This is a genomic window from Belnapia sp. F-4-1 (assembly GCF_000802185.1).
Classification (GTDB): Bacteria; Pseudomonadota; Alphaproteobacteria; order Acetobacterales; family Acetobacteraceae; genus Belnapia.
Genome location: NZ_KN676113.1, coordinates 359634 through 375552, shown reverse-complemented (window position 1 = coordinate 375552; position 15919 = coordinate 359634). Strand labels below are relative to the sequence as shown.

15 protein-coding genes are annotated in these 15919 nt (G+C 68.4%); 10 read left to right on the top strand and 5 right to left on the bottom strand.

The features are described 5' to 3' along the window. Positions 1-13: 13 nt before the first annotated feature. Positions 14-763: an endonuclease III gene (gene nth / locus LH62_RS01995; protein WP_052213611.1), complete on the bottom strand. Its 750-nt coding sequence runs from the start codon at positions 761-763 to the stop codon at positions 14-16. Between the two features lie 33 nt (positions 764-796). Beyond that, a complete protein-coding gene (locus tag LH62_RS01990) occupies positions 797-1753 on the bottom strand; it encodes a tripartite tricarboxylate transporter substrate binding protein (RefSeq protein ID WP_052213610.1) in 957 nt (318 codons plus the stop codon). Between the two features lie 37 nt (positions 1754-1790). Here LH62_RS01990 and LH62_RS01985 point away from each other — a divergent pair, with 37 nt between their 5' ends. Then, complete coding sequence (locus LH62_RS01985; RefSeq protein WP_043358910.1) at positions 1791-2468, top strand: DUF1194 domain-containing protein; 678 nt, start codon at positions 1791-1793, stop codon at positions 2466-2468. A 12-nt stretch (positions 2469-2480) separates the two neighbouring features. Continuing rightward, the gene (locus tag LH62_RS01980; protein WP_043358909.1) at positions 2481-3596 is read left to right on the top strand and encodes a 2-aminoethylphosphonate--pyruvate transaminase; all 1116 of its coding nucleotides are present in this window, start codon (positions 2481-2483) and stop codon (positions 3594-3596) included. Between the two features lie 22 nt (positions 3597-3618). Here LH62_RS01980 and LH62_RS01975 read toward each other — a convergent pair whose 3' ends face one another. Both LH62_RS01975 and LH62_RS01970 read right to left on the bottom strand, forming a co-directional pair. Further along, positions 3619-4266, bottom strand: coding sequence for an OmpW family protein (locus LH62_RS01975; RefSeq protein ID WP_236552445.1), 648 nt, complete (start codon positions 4264-4266; stop codon positions 3619-3621). An 80-nt stretch (positions 4267-4346) separates the two neighbouring features. Continuing rightward, positions 4347-4568, bottom strand: coding sequence for a DUF1289 domain-containing protein (locus LH62_RS01970; protein ID WP_201445408.1), 222 nt, complete (start codon positions 4566-4568; stop codon positions 4347-4349). 76 nt (positions 4569-4644) lie between these two features. Here LH62_RS01970 and LH62_RS01965 point away from each other — a divergent pair, with 76 nt between their 5' ends. Further along, positions 4645-6315 carry a formate--tetrahydrofolate ligase gene (locus LH62_RS01965; protein ID WP_043358907.1) on the top strand — a complete coding sequence of 557 codons (1671 nt, stop codon included), beginning with the start codon at positions 4645-4647 and terminating at the stop codon, positions 6313-6315. A 141-nt stretch (positions 6316-6456) separates the two neighbouring features. Further along, on the top strand, positions 6457-6987 hold the full coding sequence (locus tag LH62_RS01960) for an RNA polymerase sigma factor (protein ID WP_052213609.1): 531 nt from the start codon (positions 6457-6459) through the stop codon (positions 6985-6987). Here the strand turns inward: LH62_RS01960 and LH62_RS30975 are convergent. Beyond that, complete coding sequence (locus tag LH62_RS30975) at positions 6984-7154, bottom strand: hypothetical protein (RefSeq protein ID WP_160299763.1); 171 nt, start codon at positions 7152-7154, stop codon at positions 6984-6986. The two genes, LH62_RS01960 and LH62_RS30975, sit on opposite strands and share 4 nt — an antisense overlap. A gap of 235 nt (positions 7155-7389) precedes the next feature. On the opposite strand from LH62_RS30975, the gene LH62_RS01955 reads away from it, so the two are divergent. From LH62_RS01955 to LH62_RS01930, 6 genes are all read left to right on the top strand, one after another. Next, positions 7390-8592, top strand: a complete 1203-nt coding sequence (locus LH62_RS01955; RefSeq protein WP_043358906.1) for a methyltransferase domain-containing protein — start codon at positions 7390-7392, stop codon at positions 8590-8592. A 283-nt stretch (positions 8593-8875) separates the two neighbouring features. Then, a complete protein-coding gene (locus LH62_RS01950; protein ID WP_043358905.1) occupies positions 8876-9517 on the top strand; it encodes a hypothetical protein in 642 nt (213 codons plus the stop codon). Between the two features lie 17 nt (positions 9518-9534). Beyond that, positions 9535-10650, top strand: a complete 1116-nt coding sequence (locus LH62_RS01945; protein ID WP_052213608.1) for a GNAT family N-acetyltransferase — start codon at positions 9535-9537, stop codon at positions 10648-10650. Positions 10651-11006: 356 nt separating this feature from the next. After that, complete coding sequence (locus LH62_RS01940) at positions 11007-11282, top strand: hypothetical protein (protein ID WP_043358904.1); 276 nt, start codon at positions 11007-11009, stop codon at positions 11280-11282. Between the two features lie 278 nt (positions 11283-11560). Beyond that, a complete protein-coding gene (locus LH62_RS01935) occupies positions 11561-14056 on the top strand; it encodes a calcium-binding protein (RefSeq protein WP_052213607.1) in 2496 nt (831 codons plus the stop codon). Between the two features lie 111 nt (positions 14057-14167). Next, positions 14168-15892, top strand: a complete 1725-nt coding sequence (locus LH62_RS01930) for a type I secretion system permease/ATPase (RefSeq protein ID WP_144404347.1) — start codon at positions 14168-14170, stop codon at positions 15890-15892. The last annotated feature ends 27 nt before the right edge of the window (positions 15893-15919 follow it).

The following is a 15919-nucleotide window of genomic DNA, read 5'->3' as shown; positions in this document are numbered from 1 at the left end:
CGGTCGGCGGAGACTAGGCCGGGTTCGTCGGCAGGGCCAGGGCAGGGGAGGGCGGCGGCGCGAGCCTCGCCTGCCCTTCCGGGCAGAGGTCGAGCAGGACGCAGCGGCCGCAGGCCGGGCCGCGGAAGAAGCAGCAGCGCTGGCCGTGCCGCATCAGCATCTGGTGGTTGTCGTAGAACTGCTGCGCATCCCATTCCGCCGGCAGCTGAGCCTCCAGAACCGCATGCGATGGCCCGACGGGCAGGGAGGCGGGAATCAGCCCGAGCCGCGCCGCCACCCGGTGGTGATGGCTGTCGACCGGCAGGGCCCTCCGCCGCAGGTTGCTGAAGGATAGCACCGCCGCCGCCGTCTTCGGCCCAACGCCGGGCAGGGCGGCCAGCCAGGCCGTCGCCTCGGCATCGTCCATCGCTTCGAGATGCGAGAGGTCGAGGCTGCCGCGCCGCTCGGTCAACGCCCGCAGCGTCCGCTGCAGCGCGGGCGCCTTGGCCTCGGGCCAGGTAACGCCGGCGATGGCGGCCTCCACCGCGGCGACCGGGGCATCCCGTACGGCCTCCCATCCGGGGAAGGTCCGGCGCAGGCTCTCATAGGCGCGGGCGCTGTCGCGGTTCTTCGTCCGATGCGAGAGCAGGGAGGAGACTAGCTCCGAAACCGGGTCGAGCGCGTGGAAGTAATTTACCGGGCAGCCGTATTCGGCGCAGAGCAGCCGGTGCGCCTCGAGCACCAGGGCGCGTTTCGCGGGATCGGGCAGGAGGGACCGGGCCATTGCAACAGAACGGCCGTGCAGCCCGGCGGATGCCTATTCCGGCTGGAAATTAGCCGCCCTGAGTAGCGCCGTGTTCCGTAGGAGGTCCGCCTCGATATAAGCCGCGAACTCCGCCGGACTCTCGCGTACCGGCTCGAAGCCAAGCTCGGCCAGCCGCTGCACCACGGCCGGCTCTGCCATCCCCTCGCGCAGCGTCGCGTTCATCCGCCCGACGATCTCCGCCGGCAGGCCTTTCGGCCCCCAGACGCCGTACCAGGAGAAGAATTCCAGCCCCGGCATCCCGGCCTCCGCCGCGGTCGGAATCTCGGGCGCGATGGGGCTCCGTGCCGCACGGGTGATGGCGAGCGCCCGCACCTGGCCGCCGCGCGCCAGCGGCAGGGTGGCGAGGATCGGGTCCAGCATCAGCTGGACGTTGCCCGCCGCGATGTCGGCGAGCGCCGGGGCGGAGCCGCGATAGGGCACCATCGGGATGTCGAGCCCGGCCAGCCGGTTGAACTCGATGGAGGCCAGATGCCCCGCCGCCCCGAGCGCCGAGACGCCGAAGCTCCAGGCGCCGGGGGCTCGCCGCGCCGCCTCCGCCACCGCCGGGATGGTCGCCTCGGGCCGCCCCGGGTGGGCCACCAGCAGCAGCGGCCCCTGCCCGGTGCGGGCGACGGGCGTGAAATCCGCCACCGGGTCGTAAGGCACGTTCTTCAGCACCTGCCGCCCCATGACATGGACCGAGGCCGTGAGCAGGATCGTATGGCCATCCGGTGCCGCCTGGGCGACCGCCACCCCGCCGACGGTTCCGCTGCCGCCCGCCCGGTTCTCCGGCACCACGGGGACGCCGAGCCGCTCGGAAAGCTTCTGCGCCGCCAGGCGCGACATCGCATCCGTCGCGCCGCCGGGCGTATAGGGGATGACGGCGCGAATCGGCCGGCTGGGCCATGGGGCCTGGGCGAGCGCCGGCCCGGCGAGCAAGGGCAGCGTCAGCAGCGCGCGGCGTCGCATCGACGGAAGGGCCTCCCTGGTGCGGCGCACACTATAGATGTGCCGTTCCGCCCCGCGCTATGGCTGCGGCATGGAGCCCGTGGACCTCGCCCTCTGCCTCGCCATCGATGTCTCGGCCAGCGTCGATTACGATGAATTCGGGCTGATGATCGGCGGTCTCGCCGGGGCCTTCCGCGAGGCCGACATCGCCGGCGCCTGCGCCGGCGGCCCGCGCGGCGCCATCGCGGCCTGCGCCCTGTTCTGGTCGGTCGGCAGCGACCTGGCTGTGCCCTGGGCCCGCATCGACGGGCCCGCCGCCGCCGAGGCCATGGCCGTCGCCCTGGAGAATGCCCCGCGCCTGCCCGGCCCCGGCGCCACGGCGCTAGGCGATGGGATGGCGGCCGGCCTCGCCCTGCTGGCCCGCTGCCCGGCCGAGGCAACGCGCCTCGCCCTCGACATCTCCGGCGACGGGCGGAACAATCGCGGCCGGGAGCCGGGGCCGGTGCGGGATATCGGCGTGGCGGCGGGCGTCACCATCAACGGCCTCGCGGTGCTGAACGAGGAGCCGGACCTGCTGGGGCACTACCGCGCCGAGGTGATCGGCGGGCCAGGGAGCTTCGCCATGGCCTGCCCGGACTATGCCGCCTTCGCCGCGGCGATGCGGGAAAAGCTGCGGCGGGAAATCGGCGGCCTTCTGTTGTCGCGTGCCGATCGGGTATACCTCACCATAGCTTGAAGGTGCTTGTTCATGTTGCTGCTCATCCCCGGCCCGGTGCAGACCCGTCCCGAGACCCGCGCCGCCATGGCCCAGGACATCGCCCCCTGGGATCATGACTTCCGCCCGGTCTACGCCGAGATCCGCGAGCGCGTCCGCGCCATCGCGGGCGGGCAGGAGGGGGTGCATGCCACGCTGGCGCTCCAGGGCTGCGGCCATTTCATCATGGAAGCGGCGATCCGCACCTTCATCCCGGCCGGCGGCAAGGTGCTGATTCCGCAGAATGGCGCCTATGCCGACCGCGCCGTCCGCCTTGCCAGCGAGTGCGGCCGGCAGGTCGTCGCCGTCCCTGGCCCCGACACCCGCTCGGTCACGGCCGGGGAGCTCGACGCCGCGCTGGCCGCCGACCCCGCCATCTCCCATGTCGCCGTCGTCCACCATGAGACGGGCAGCGGCATGGCGAACGACCCGGAGGTGATCGGCCCGGTGGTCCGCAAGCATGGGCGGCGGCTGATCCTCGACAGCGTCTCCGCCTTCGGCGCGCTGCCGGTCGACCTCGCGGCGCATCCGGAGATCGACGCGGTCCTCTTCACCTCGGGCAAGTGCCTGGAGGGCCTGCCCGGCATCGGCTTCGCGGTCGCCCGGATCGACAGCGTGACGGCCGCCGCGGGCAACGCCGGCTCCTGGTCCTTCGACCTCGCGGATGTCCTCCAGCATGCGCTGCGCGCCGGCTGGGGCAGCTTCCGCTTCACCCCGCCGGTGCAGGCGCTGGCGGCCTTCCGCACCGCGCTCGACCTCTACGATGCTGAAGGCGGCCAGCCCGCCCGGCTGGCTCGCTACCGGGAGAATGCCCGCATCCTGTATGATGGGCTGCAAGGCCTTGGCCTCACGCCCTATCTGGAGGCGCGGCACCAGGGGCCGGTGATCGTCACCACCCACCAGCCGGCCGACCCGCGCTTCGCGCTCCAGCCCTTCGTCGATGCGCTGAAGGCGCGCGGCGTGCTGATCAGCAATTTCTTCAACACCAAGGTGCCGACCTTCCGTATCGGCTGCATTGGCGCCATCACGCCGGAGGACATGCGCGGCGCCGTCGCCGCGATCGGCGGCGCGCTCGATGATCTCGGCGTGCGGCAGCGCGAGGCGGCGTAAGCCGCCCCGCGTCCCTCCGGCCTCAGAAGCGGTAGCGTACCGACGCCCCGACCACCCAGGGGTCGAGATTAACGCGGGCATGCACCAGTCCTGAGTTGACGCTCGCCTCCGGGCGCAGGATCAGCTTCTTCACGTCGATATTGGCCAGCCAGTGCGGGGAGACCTCGTAGTCCAGGCCGGCATTGAAGGCGAAGCCGGGCGCGGTATCGACCATCACCCGCCGCACCGGCGCCGTCCGGCTGCCGCCCTCACCGTAGAAGAAGCTGACATTGATGCCGGCGCCGACATAGGGGCTGATCCGCGACTGCGGAAAGGGGTGGTACTGCAGGGTCAGCGTCGGCGGCAGCACCCAGACATGGCCGAGATTGAGGTTGCCGAGCGCCGAGCCGCGCACGCTGACATCATGCCGCGTGCTCGCCGCGATCAGGTTCAGCGAGACGTTTGGCACCATGAAATAGGTGAGGTCGAGCTGCGGGCTCGCGCTGTTGCTCGCCTGCGGACGCCCGCCGATGGCATCCACATGGCCGCCGTTGCTGGGCAGCACGCCGATGGCGCCGAACCCCACCACGATGTCGCTGGCCTGCTTGCCCCGCACGCCATCCTCGGCCTGCGCCACGCCCATCATCGCCGCCAGCGCCGCCGCAGCCGCCAGCCCAACCGTCCTCGTCATCGCACCCACATCCATCCCTGGCGGCCCATGCCGCGCGGTCGGACCCTAGTCGCGGTGGCAAGATCGTGCCTTGCGCGGAATCAAATCTGCTTTTTCTTTTTGGCCGCCGCCTTGCCGACCCGCTGCCCGGCCGCCGCCAGCGCCAGCAGCCGCCCCGGCAGCGTCTCGCGGATCGCCGGCCGCTGCTCCTTCTCCTTCTTCCAATGCTTCTTGTCCTTGCGGGTCATGCCGCAGCCGAGGCACCAGCCGGTGTCCTCGTCATACTTGCAGATATCGATGCAGGGGCTCGCCATGCCGGTCATATAGGGCCGCCATCCTGCTTGCAGGAGCGCGGCCGGGACGATAAGCGCGACCCTCCAGCCGAGAGGGACAACGCGCATGGCCACCGACCTCGAGATCGCGCGTGCCGCGACCCTCCAACCCATCGCCGGCATCGCCGCCCGTGCCGGCATCCCGGAAGAGGCGCTGATCCCTTTCGGCCGGTACAAGGCGAAGGTCGACCTTCCCTTCCTGCGCAGCCAGGCGGCGACGCCGCCAGGCCGGCTGGTGCTCGTCACCGGCATCAGCCCGACGCCCGCCGGCGAGGGCAAGACGACGACGACCATCGGCCTCGGCGACGCGCTGAACGCCCTCGGCACTCGGACCATGATCTGCCTGCGCGAGCCCTCGCTCGGCCCCTGCTTCGGCGTGAAGGGGGGCGCGACCGGTGGCGGCCATGCCCAGGTGGGGCCGATGGAGGAGATCAACCTCCATTTCACCGGCGACTTCCACGCCATCACCTCGGCCAACAATCTGCTGGCCGCGATGATCGACAACCACATCTACTGGGGCAACGCGCTCGGCATCGATGAGCGCCGCATCACCTGGCGCCGCGCGGTGGACATGAACGACCGCGCGCTGCGCGGCATCGTCAACTCGCTCGGCGGCGTTGCCAACGGCTATCCGCGCGAGGATGCCTTCGACATCACCGTCGCCTCGGAGGTGATGGCGATCTTCTGCCTCGCCACCTCGCTGGAAGACCTCCAGGCGCGGCTCGGCCGCATCATCATCGGCAGCACGCGCGAAGGGGCGCCGGTGACGGCGCGCGACCTCAAGGCCGATGGCGCCATGGCCGCGCTGCTGCGCGACGCCTTCGCGCCCAACCTGGTGCAGACCCTGGAGGGCTCGCCCGCCCTCGTGCATGGCGGCCCCTTCGCCAACATCGCGCATGGCTGCAACAGCGTCGCCGCGACGAAGCTTGGGCTTTCGCTCGCCGAGGTTGTGGTGACCGAGGCCGGCTTCGGCGCGGATCTCGGTGCCGAGAAATTCCTCGACATCAAATGCCCCGCGGCCGGCATCGTGCCCGCCGCCTCCGTCATCGTCGCGACGGTGCGCGCGCTGAAAATGCATGGCGGCGTGGCGAAGGCCGATCTCGGCCGCGAGGATGTCGCGGCGTTGCGGCGTGGCGTCGTCAACCTCGCCCGCCATGTCGAGAACATGCAGAAGTATGGGCTTGGCGTGGTTGTGGCATTGAACGCCTTCACAACCGACACGGGTGCCGAGATCGCCGCGGTGCAGGAGGCGATGGCAGCGCTCGGCACGGAGGCCGTGCTCTGCACGCACTGGGCCGATGGTGCGGCAGGCGCCGCGGACCTAGCGCGTGCCGTGCTGCGGCGGATGGAAGATAGCCCGTCGCGCTTCGCCCCGCTCTATCCGCCCGAGCTTCCGCTGGAGGCGAAGCTCCGCCGCATCGCCGGCGAGATCTACCGCGCCGCCGATGTTCAAGTCCCTGTCAGCGTTGCCGCCAAATTGCGCCGCTTCGAGGAGATGGGCTTCGGCCATGTCCCGGTCTGCGTGGCGAAGACGCAGTACAGCTTCAGCGCGGATCCGGCGCTGCTCGGCGCGCCGACCGGCCATGTGCTGCCGGTGCGCGACGTGCGGCTTTCCGCGGGCGCCGGATTCGTTGTCGCGATCTGCGGCGAGATCATGACGATGCCCGGGTTGCCGCGCCGTCCCGCAGCGGAATTCATCGGTCTCGATGCCGAGGGTGCCATCGATGGGCTGTTCTGATCGGCAACCCACGCAAGCGTGCATCCGATGAGACGTGGATACACGCAAGGGTGTCTCATCCCATTCCCACCCCGGTCCGGGCTTCGGTTAGTGTCCGCCCCCATCGACGGCTGACGCTGCGCAGGGGATGACGGGGACCGCATGCAGGAGGAGGATAGCGCGAACGGGACGGAGGCCTTCGCAACTGCGATCGCCGCCGAGATTCCCCGCCTGCGCCGCTTCGCCCGCGTGCTCGCGCGCGGCGGCGACGCGGCCGACGACCTGGTGCAGGAGACGCTGCTGCGCGCCATCGCCGCACGCGAACAGTTCGAGCCCGGTACCAACCTTCGTGCCTGGCTCTTCACCATCCTGCGCCATGCCCGTGCGGCCAACCTGCGCCGCGCGGCGCGCAGCCCGATCATGGAAGCGGAGAGCCTGCCTGAATCGCCGGTTTCGGGCGGGCAGGAGGAGCGCCAAGCGATGCGCGACGTGGCGGCGGCCTTCCGCAAGCTCGCCCGCATCCATCGCGAGGCGCTCTGGCTGGTGGTGGTGGAGGGGCTCGACTATGCCGAGGCCGCACGCATCCTGAACGTTCCGCCTGGCACCCTGCGCTCCCGCCTGTCCCGCGCGCGGGAGGCCTTGCGCGACAGCATCGGTGCCAGCCCGGTCGATTTCACGATGGACGAGGACTAAGGCCGCCTGCCGCGCAGCACCTCGAGCAGCCGCGACGGCGCCGGTGCGTCCAGTACCCAGTCGAACGCCTCGCCAAGCCCTCGCCGCAGAAGGTCGTCGAGGCGCTCGTCGTCGATCCGTGGCGCCTGAGCAAGGCGAGAACGGGCCGTCGTCATGGCAGTCTGCATCTCAAGGGTAAGTTCCTGCGCCGCGGATGGTTCCACCTGCGGGCCATCGACGGAGGGTGGCTTGCTCGGCATGGGGAAACCGCGGTTGAGACCCGGGCGGGCCGCCGGGGATTTCCCAACCTATGGGCGAGATTGCGGTGTCGCAAGCACCGAAATGTGAGTGTGTTAAACGGGCACCGAAGCGTGGCACGAAAGCGACATTGCCCGTCTGCCATGGGCCTCGCAGACTGCGCCGATGCCCCCAGACCCTTCCGCCCTGCTTCAGGCAGGCGCCACGCGCCATGCTGCGGGCGACCTTGCCGGCGCTGAGCAGCTCTACCGCCAGGTGCTGAGGCGCCGTCCGCAGGATGCCAATGCGCATAACCTGCTTGGCGTGCTTGCGCGGCAGCGTGGCGATGCCGCCAACGCCCTCCGCCATACGGAGCGCGCGCTGGCGCAGCAGCCGGAGGAGCCGGTCTTCCTTGCCAATCGCGGCGCTGCCCTGGCCGAGGCCGGCCGCCTGCCGGAGGCCGTCGTCGCCCTTCGCGCGGCCTTGGCCCGCCGGCCGGAGGACCCGGTGACGCTGCGCAACCTGGGCCAGGCCCTTTGCGCCCTGGGCGACCCGCAATCGGCCCTTGCGCCCCTAGAGGGTGCCGCACGCCTCGCGCCGGGCGCACCCGAGCCGCTTCTCGCCCTCGCCCATGCCCGCCGTGAGGCTGGCGACCTGGCCGGCGCCGTGGATGCCGCGCGTACCGCCCTGTCCGGAGCCGATCCGTCTCTGGCCGAACAGGCCTGCTTCCTGCTCGCCGCGCTGGGCGAGGCCGCGCCGCCCGCCCGCGCGCCTGCCGCTTACGTGCGCGATCTCTTTGACCAATTCGCTCCCCGCTTCGAGGCGGAGCTGACAGGACAACTCGGCTACCGCACTCCCGCCCTCCTGGCCGCCCTCCTCGAGGAGGCCGGGGCCGCTCCCCGTCGCGCGCTTCAGGTCCTCGACCTCGGCTGCGGCACCGGCCTGTCGGGTCTTGCCCTCGCCCCCTTCGCCCGCCGCCTCGAGGGCCTCGATCTATCACCACGCATGCTCGCCGAGGCCCGTCGCCGCCCGCTCTACGACGCGCTGCACGAAGGCGACCTGCTTGACTGGCTGCCCACCCGGCCGCGCGCCTTCACCCTCATCGCAGCTGCCGACGTGCTGAATTACCTCGGCGATCTCGCACCCGCGCTTGCCGCCATGGCAACGGCGCTCGCCCCCGGCGGCCTCGCCGCCTTCTCCGTCGAGGCAGGAGAGAGGGCGCCCTTCACCCTCGCCGAGGCCATGCGGTACCGGCATGACCCGGCCCATGTTGCGGACCTCGCCAGGTCGGCAGGCTTCGCCATCCTGGCGCAGCGCGAGGCGCCCCTCAGGATGGAGCGGGGGCGCCCCGTGGGAGGCGCACTCTTTATCCTGCGCCACCCTGGCTGAGAGCGGGGGTCCTTCGCCGAAGCATGCCTCGGCCGGCGCGTGCCATCGTGGCGCGGAAGTCGTAGGCGGCGCCGCCAAAGGATGGTCCGCCACGGTTGGTAGTGCGGATCGCCCAAAGAGGCCGCTTGGTGCCGAATGATCTCGCCTAGGCTTGACGGACTGGAAAGGGGCGCTCGTCATGCCTGGCACATCGAAAGTCACCCGGACGACCAGCTATTCGGTGACGACGACATCGAGTAGCGACTCCAAGGCCGCAACAGCCTCGACGTCGGACAGCTACCAGATGGATCTGAAGATCCAGGCCGGCACATCCTCCGCGGATGGCGGTTCCGGCACCGTGGCCCAAGCCAGCGGCGACGCAACGGCCATCGGCGAGGAGACCTCCGCAACCGCGGACGTCACGGCCTGGGCCCGCAGCGATGACATCTCGAGCGAAGCCTATGTCTCGACGCACATGACCTCCGCCAGCGGAACCACGGGCGGCGGCACGGCCTATGCAGGCACGACTGCCTATTCCGACATCACGGGCGACGCGGATTACGGCTTCTCGCTCGACTTCAACGAATCGGGCTCGACGAAAACCAGCACCACCTCCAGCGCCTACTCGTCGTCGCTCGCTCAGGATTACGCGTTCGACATCAAAGATGTCTACGCCGGAAGCGACTTCGCCGCGGCGGATGAGGATGCCGACCAGCCCGATGCGCCATCTGCCGAAACCGATCCCGTCCTGCCCCAATCGGCATCGGACCTGGACAGCGGGGATTGCGGCTGCGGCGACGGTGATCTGGACGGCAACATCGCGCTTGCGGACATCGATGCCTGGGCCATGGGCGACAACAGCCTTGTCGAGGTCGATGCTTCGCTCACCGCGATCGAGGACCAGTTTTCAGGCGTCACCGTCGTCACATTCATCGGCCTCGCTTGAGCTGCGGAGCATCGGGCATGCGCATCGAGGTAATCACCGGCCTTTCGGAACTCTCCCGATTGCGGCCCGCGTGGGATGCCGTCTACGACGCTGACCCCGAGGCACAGTTCTTCCTGTCCTGGCCATGGCTTTCTGGGCGGCTGCAGGAGCTCGGCAGGGCATGGTTCGTGCTGGTGGCAAGGACGGGACCCGATCCCTCGGCCTGCGTGGCGTTCCTGCCTGTGCGGCTGAGCCAGGTGAAGAGGGGGGATGCCATCCGGCGGCAATTGCGGATGGCAGGAAGCCCTATCGCTGACTACACGGGCTTTCTTTGCCGTCCCGAGCATGAGGCCCTGGCGTTGGCCGGCTTCGCCGATGCCCTGCAACGCCTGGCACGGCAGCTGCACTGGGATGATCTGGAGATCGCCAGCCTGCGAGCGTCTGACCGTCGACTGCGGCTTTTCCTGGGGCGCTTTCCCTCGAGCCGGTTCGTGCTGAAGCATTCATCCACCGTGAACGCGGACGGGGTCGACAATGCAGTCTGCCCCTATGTCAGCCTTCCGCGGAGCTGGGACGAGTATCTGCGCCATTCCGTGAGCGCTAATACGCGTCAGAAGCTTCGACGCTTCCTCAGGCTCGTCGAGGGCTCACCGGATTTCGAGGTCGTCGCTGCCCGACCCGAGACGGTGGAGCAGGACATCGGGACGCTTCTGGACTTCTGGGAAGCGAAGTGGGGAAGCCGCAAGGCTGGAAAGATGGACCGCATCAGGGCGCAGACGCGCTCGATGCTGTTGCGGTGCTCCGAGGCGGGCTGCCTGTTCCTGCCGACGCTCCGGTACCAGGGGCGGCCGGTTGGTGCCCTGACCATCCTGCTCGATCACAGGAAGAGGTCCTACCTGTTCCATATGGGCGGCAGGGATGAATCCTTCGATGCGCCGCCACCGGGCCTCTGCCTCCATGCGTTCAGCATCCGGCATGCGATCGAGGCTGGCTTCAGTTCCTACGATTTTCTCAGGGGCAACGAGGCCTATAAATTCTCCTTCGGGGCGGAACCGCATCTGCTCCGTTCGCTTGTCCTCTCACCGAAATTTTCGAGCCGGCTGAAGCAGAATTCTTCCGGCGCAGCGGACGAGACCGCACCCAGCGCCGCCTGACCTGCTTAAGAGGCCCGACGGGTGGATTCCGCCGTCCGGCACAAGGTTCAGGCGAAGTCGCCACTCCACTTCCGGCTTATGCAATTCGACAGATCGCGGTCCTTCGGCCGAACCTTGGCCTGCCTTCGGCCGGCCAGAAGCCCGCGATGGTCTTGCTGCAACGGAAGGCCTACGTCCCTTGCGGTTTCCCGAGCGAAGCACGGAGTACTTCCCTGGTGCCATGCGGCTGCCTTCGCATAATACTTTGGAGAAGAGCCTTCCGGGGGTCGATAATACCTAAGAATATTTGACCCTTGGCCCTCTGAAAACTTATCAAGAAACGGTCGGCACCAGCCGGCTCATCGAGGAGAGACCAAATGTCCAACGACCATTATGACTACGAAGTCGACGTCAAGAAGGACTTCGACGTGGATGTCGATGTCAGCTTCGAAACCGACGTCGATGTGGACGTGAAGATCGAGAAGGACATCGATGTCGACCTGGATCTCTGCGATCTGCAAGGCAACGCGGCTACTCTCAGCCTCGATGTGCAGGCTTTCGGCGACAACGGGCTGACCGAGGTGGCAAGCACCATCCTGGTGAACGAGAACTATTCCAGCATCACGGTCGAGGCCGGCGCCTACGTGAACTGACCGAAACGCCGCGGATCCTGCCGCCGGCAGGTGGACAAGCTGGTCTGCGGCGGAGAAGCCCCGGGACGTTTCCCGGGGCTTTTTTGCCAGCAATCCTCGGCGGGCGACCGCCGGGACCCCAAGGAAGGCCAGGAAGACGTCATCATCCTTTTTCCCTAGGTCGACCGAGCGGCGCCACCAAGGGATTAAGCCGACTGCACCGATACTGCCGTGCAGCCATGCCCACTAGCCTCTAACAGACGCCGCACGTGGGGGCGGCCAAAAAGGAGTCTCAGGCAGTGGCCGACAAAGACGCGACTTTCGATATCGTCCTCGCCGGCGGGTGGGCGCCGCTCGATGCCAGCTCCCAAAGGTTCGAAAGGCTCGGCGACGCAGCGGAGGACCAAGCCAGCGCCATCTCGGCGCGGGAGATCGCGGCACGATCGGCCCGACGCAACCCGAATGCGTCGACGGATCAAGGGAACGATTCATCCGAAGGCTCGTCCACGCCGGCGCTGCGGCAGAGCGGCTCGGCACAGGATCGTCAGGCGGTGACTTCCTTCGCGGCGTCGTCCAGCCTGATGACCGCATCCACGGTCGCTTACACCTCCATCGACCTGACCGATGGCGCCGACACGCGGGAGATCACGGAAGACGGCAGCTTCTCGGTCCAGGGCCTCGGCGGCAACGACGTGATCACCGTCCGTGCCGGAACAACGGGCCCGGACCGGCTTGTTGGCGGGCTCGGGCAGGATCGCCTCACGGCGGCGGAAACCGACGACATCCTCATTGGCGGTGCCGGCGGTGATACGCTGAACGGCGGGCTGGGCAGCGACACGGCGGATTATTCGACCTCCGGCGCCGCACTGACGATCTCGCTGACCACCTCCACGACCTCGACCGCAACCACGCGGCCCTCCGGCGGCGATGCCACGGGCGACGTCCTGTCCAGCATCGAGAACGTGGTCGGCACCGGATTCGCCGATTTCATCTCCGGCAACCAGCTTTCCAACCAGCTCGCGGGCGGCCTCGGAGCCGACACCGTTCGAGGCGGTGCCGGCGCCGATCTGATCGATGGCGACAGCACGGTCGGGGGCGCCACGGAGGGCGGCGTCGATCTGCTCGATGGGGGCGATGGCGACGACACTGTCCGTGGCGGCGGCGCCAATGACTCGGTGCTGGGCGGCTTCGGGAACGACCAGCTCTACGGCGATGCAGGCAACGACTTCATCTCGGCTTCCGGCGGGGACGACCTCGTCGACGGTGGCGACGGCAACGACCAGCTCGTCGCCAGTCTCGGCAACGATACCCTGCGTGGCGGTTCCGGCAACGATGACCTGAATGCCTCCAGCGGCGATGACCAGCTTTCGGGAGGTGCAGATAACGATACGCTGCTCGGCGGCGACGGCCTCGATAACCTTGCCGGCGACGCGGGGAATGACAGCCTGTCTGGCGGCGGCAATGCCACGACCGAGGTGGGCGGCGACACACTGGCAGGTGGCGACGGCGATGACACCCTGGAGGGCGGCGTCCGCGACATCCATGACGGTGGCGGCGGCATCGATACCGTGACCTTCGCAACGGCCGGGGGCGCCGCCGGCGTAGACCTGACCAATGGGGTCGGCACCGGCGCGGCACTCGATGCAACCTTCGCCAATATCGAGAACGTCACCGGCTCGGCTTTCAACGACGTCCTGCTTGGCAACGGCCTCGACAATGTTTTCGTCGGCGGTGCCGGAGCTGACCGGATGGTCGGCCAGAGCGGGATCGACACGGCCGATTACTCCGGCTCCGCCCAGGCAGTCTCGATCCAGTTCAACGCAACGGCGGCCAATCCGGCGGCTACCGGAACGGGAAGCGGCGGTGATGCCCAAGGCGATACGTTGCAGCTCATCGAGCGGGTAATCGGCTCGGCACTGGCCGATACCCTGGGCGGAGGCGATTTCAGCGAAATTTTCATCGGAGGCCTCGGCGCCGATGTGCTGAATGGTGGTGGCGGCACGAGCGATACCGCGGACTACTCCTTCTCGAGTGCCGCCATGACCGTGAATCTCGGGACTGGCACCGCATCGGACGGCGACCAACTCAGCAATATAGAGAGGGTGATCGGGACTGCCTTCGACGACACCCTGATCGGCAATGCCTCCGAGAACCGGTTGGAAGGCGGCACCGGCAACGACTGGATCGCAGGCGGTGCAGGGGTGGATACGCTGTTCGGTGGTGCAGGCATCGATACGGCCGACTATTCGACATCAGCGGCTGGCGTGCGGGTTGCGCTGACCGCCGACCCGGGGCTTTTCGCTGTGGGCACACTGGGCGACGCCGAGGGCGATTTGCTCAACCTGTTCGAAAACTTGGTCGGCTCGGCCTTGGATGACCGGTTGGTCGGCAGCACGGCCGCCAACCAAATAACCGGTGGTCTCGGTGCAGATATCCTGGGCGGCGGCACCGGTGCCGATGTCTTCCGTTATTTGTCTCTTGGCGACAGCAGTACGGCTGCAATCGACCGGCTCGGTGTTGTGGTGGGCACGACTATCACGGCGGATTTTCAGGCGGGCCTGGATAAGATCGATGTCTCCGCCATCGACACGAACGCCAGCCTCGGTGGCGATCAAGGTTTTGCCTGGAGGGGCAATGCCGTCTTCACACGTACCGGACAGGCCGAAGCGCGGTGGCAGGCGGGTTCTGGCGGGGTCGAGTTGCGGTTTGACGCGGACGGTAACGGTCTATCCGATATGCTGATTTTCGTTGTCGGAAGTTTCGGTTCTTTTGCGCAAAACGATATTGTGCTGTAGAAAAATAGTAACGCAGTTCTCGGAAATCTATAGTGGGCATTTATTATTTGATGAGCGGTGAATATTTATGACGCCTCATGGAGCCGAGCGATGCTGGCGATGGAGAAGTCAATGGCACGGCCATCGCGTTTGACGCAACTCGAGCAGGCCGTCGCCGCATGCCGCTCCACCGTCCTGGTGTTGCTGCTCTTCGGCCTCGCCAGCAACGTGCTGATGCTGGCACCGCCGCTCTACATGCTCCAGGTCTACGACCGGGTCATGGTGAGCGGCGTGGTCGAGACGCTCGTCATGCTGACGGTGATGACCGCGGTGGCGCTCCTTGTCTTCGGGCTGCTCGATGCGACCCGGTCGGTCATCACCGCGCGGCTGGGCAGCTGGCTGACGGCGCGGCTTGGCCCGGTCTACCTGTCCAACAGCGTCAGGGCGCGGCTGATAGGCGATGGCAGCGGCGCGCAGCCGCTGCGGGACCTGCAATCGGTGCAGACCTTCGTCACCTCGCCCGGCTTCAATATCTTCTTCGACGGGCCCTGGGTGCCGGTATTCCTCGTGCTGGCCTGGCTGCTCCATCCCTGGCTCGGCACCCTCGCCGTGGCTTCGGCCCTGTTGCTCCTCGGCCTCGGCATCGCCAACGAATACGTCACCCGCAAGCCGACCATCGCCTCCAGCCTGGCGCAGATCGCGGCGACGAAGCATGCCGACGCGACGATCCGCAATGCGGAGGTGGTTCGGGCGATGGGCATGCTGCCGGCGCTGATGGCGCGCTGGCAGGCGAGCAGCGAGGTGGCGCTGGCGACGCAGCAGCGCGCGGCGGAGCGCGGCGCCCTGCTCATCGGCCTTACCAAATTCGTCCGCTACTTCGTGCAGTCAGCCAGTCTCGGCATCGGCGCCTATCTCGTGCTGCAGGGCAGCCTCTCCTCCGGGGCGATGATCGCATCCTCGATCCTGCTGGGCCGCGCCCTGGCGCCGGTCGAAGGGGCGATCGGCGCGTGGCGGAGCTTCAGCATGGCGCGCATTGCCTACCAGCGCCTCAAGGCCCAGCTTCACGCCTTGCCGGAGGAGCCGCGGCGGACGCGACTGCCGGTGCCGGAGGGGCGGCTCACCCTCCACAATGTCAGCTTCGTCGCGCCGGGCTCGCGCACGCCGGTCCTGCGGTCCGTTTCCCTCGAGGCCACGCCCGGCGAGGTGCTCGCCGTCATCGGCCCCTCGGCCGGCGGCAAGAGCACGCTGTGCCGCCTCCTGGTCGGGATCGCCGAGCCGAGCGCCGGCGAGGTCCGACTGGATGGGTCGGAACTGCGGCACTGGAACTCCGAGGAGCTTGGCCGGCACGTCGGCTACTTGCCGCAGGATGTGGAGCTCTTCGCCGGCACCATTCGCGACAACATCGCCCGCATGGCCGATGCGGACGACGAGGCGGTGATCGAGGCGGCGATGCTGGCCCATGCACACGAGTTGATCCAGCGCCTGCCGCAGGGCTACGACACCGTCATCGGCGATGGCGGCATCCGCCTCTCGGGCGGGCAGCGGCAGCGCATTGGCCTGGCCCGCGCCGTCTACCGCATCCCGCGCCTCATCGTGCTGGACGAGCCCAACGCCAATCTCGACACCGGCGGGGAGGCCGCGCTGTCCGCGGCGATCGACGAGATGAAGCGGCACGGCTGCACCCTGCTCATCGTCGGGCACCGTCCCTCGACCATCGCCCTGGCCGACCGGATCCTCCTGCTGAAGGAGGGCCGAGTGGAGCTCATCGGTCCGCGCGACGAGGTGCTGAAGCGCCTGAGGAGGGCCACCAGCAGCCGGGCCGAGCCGGAGGATGCCGATGCCGCCCGCAGCGCCTAGGCCGCCATGGGCCGCGCGGCAAGTCCC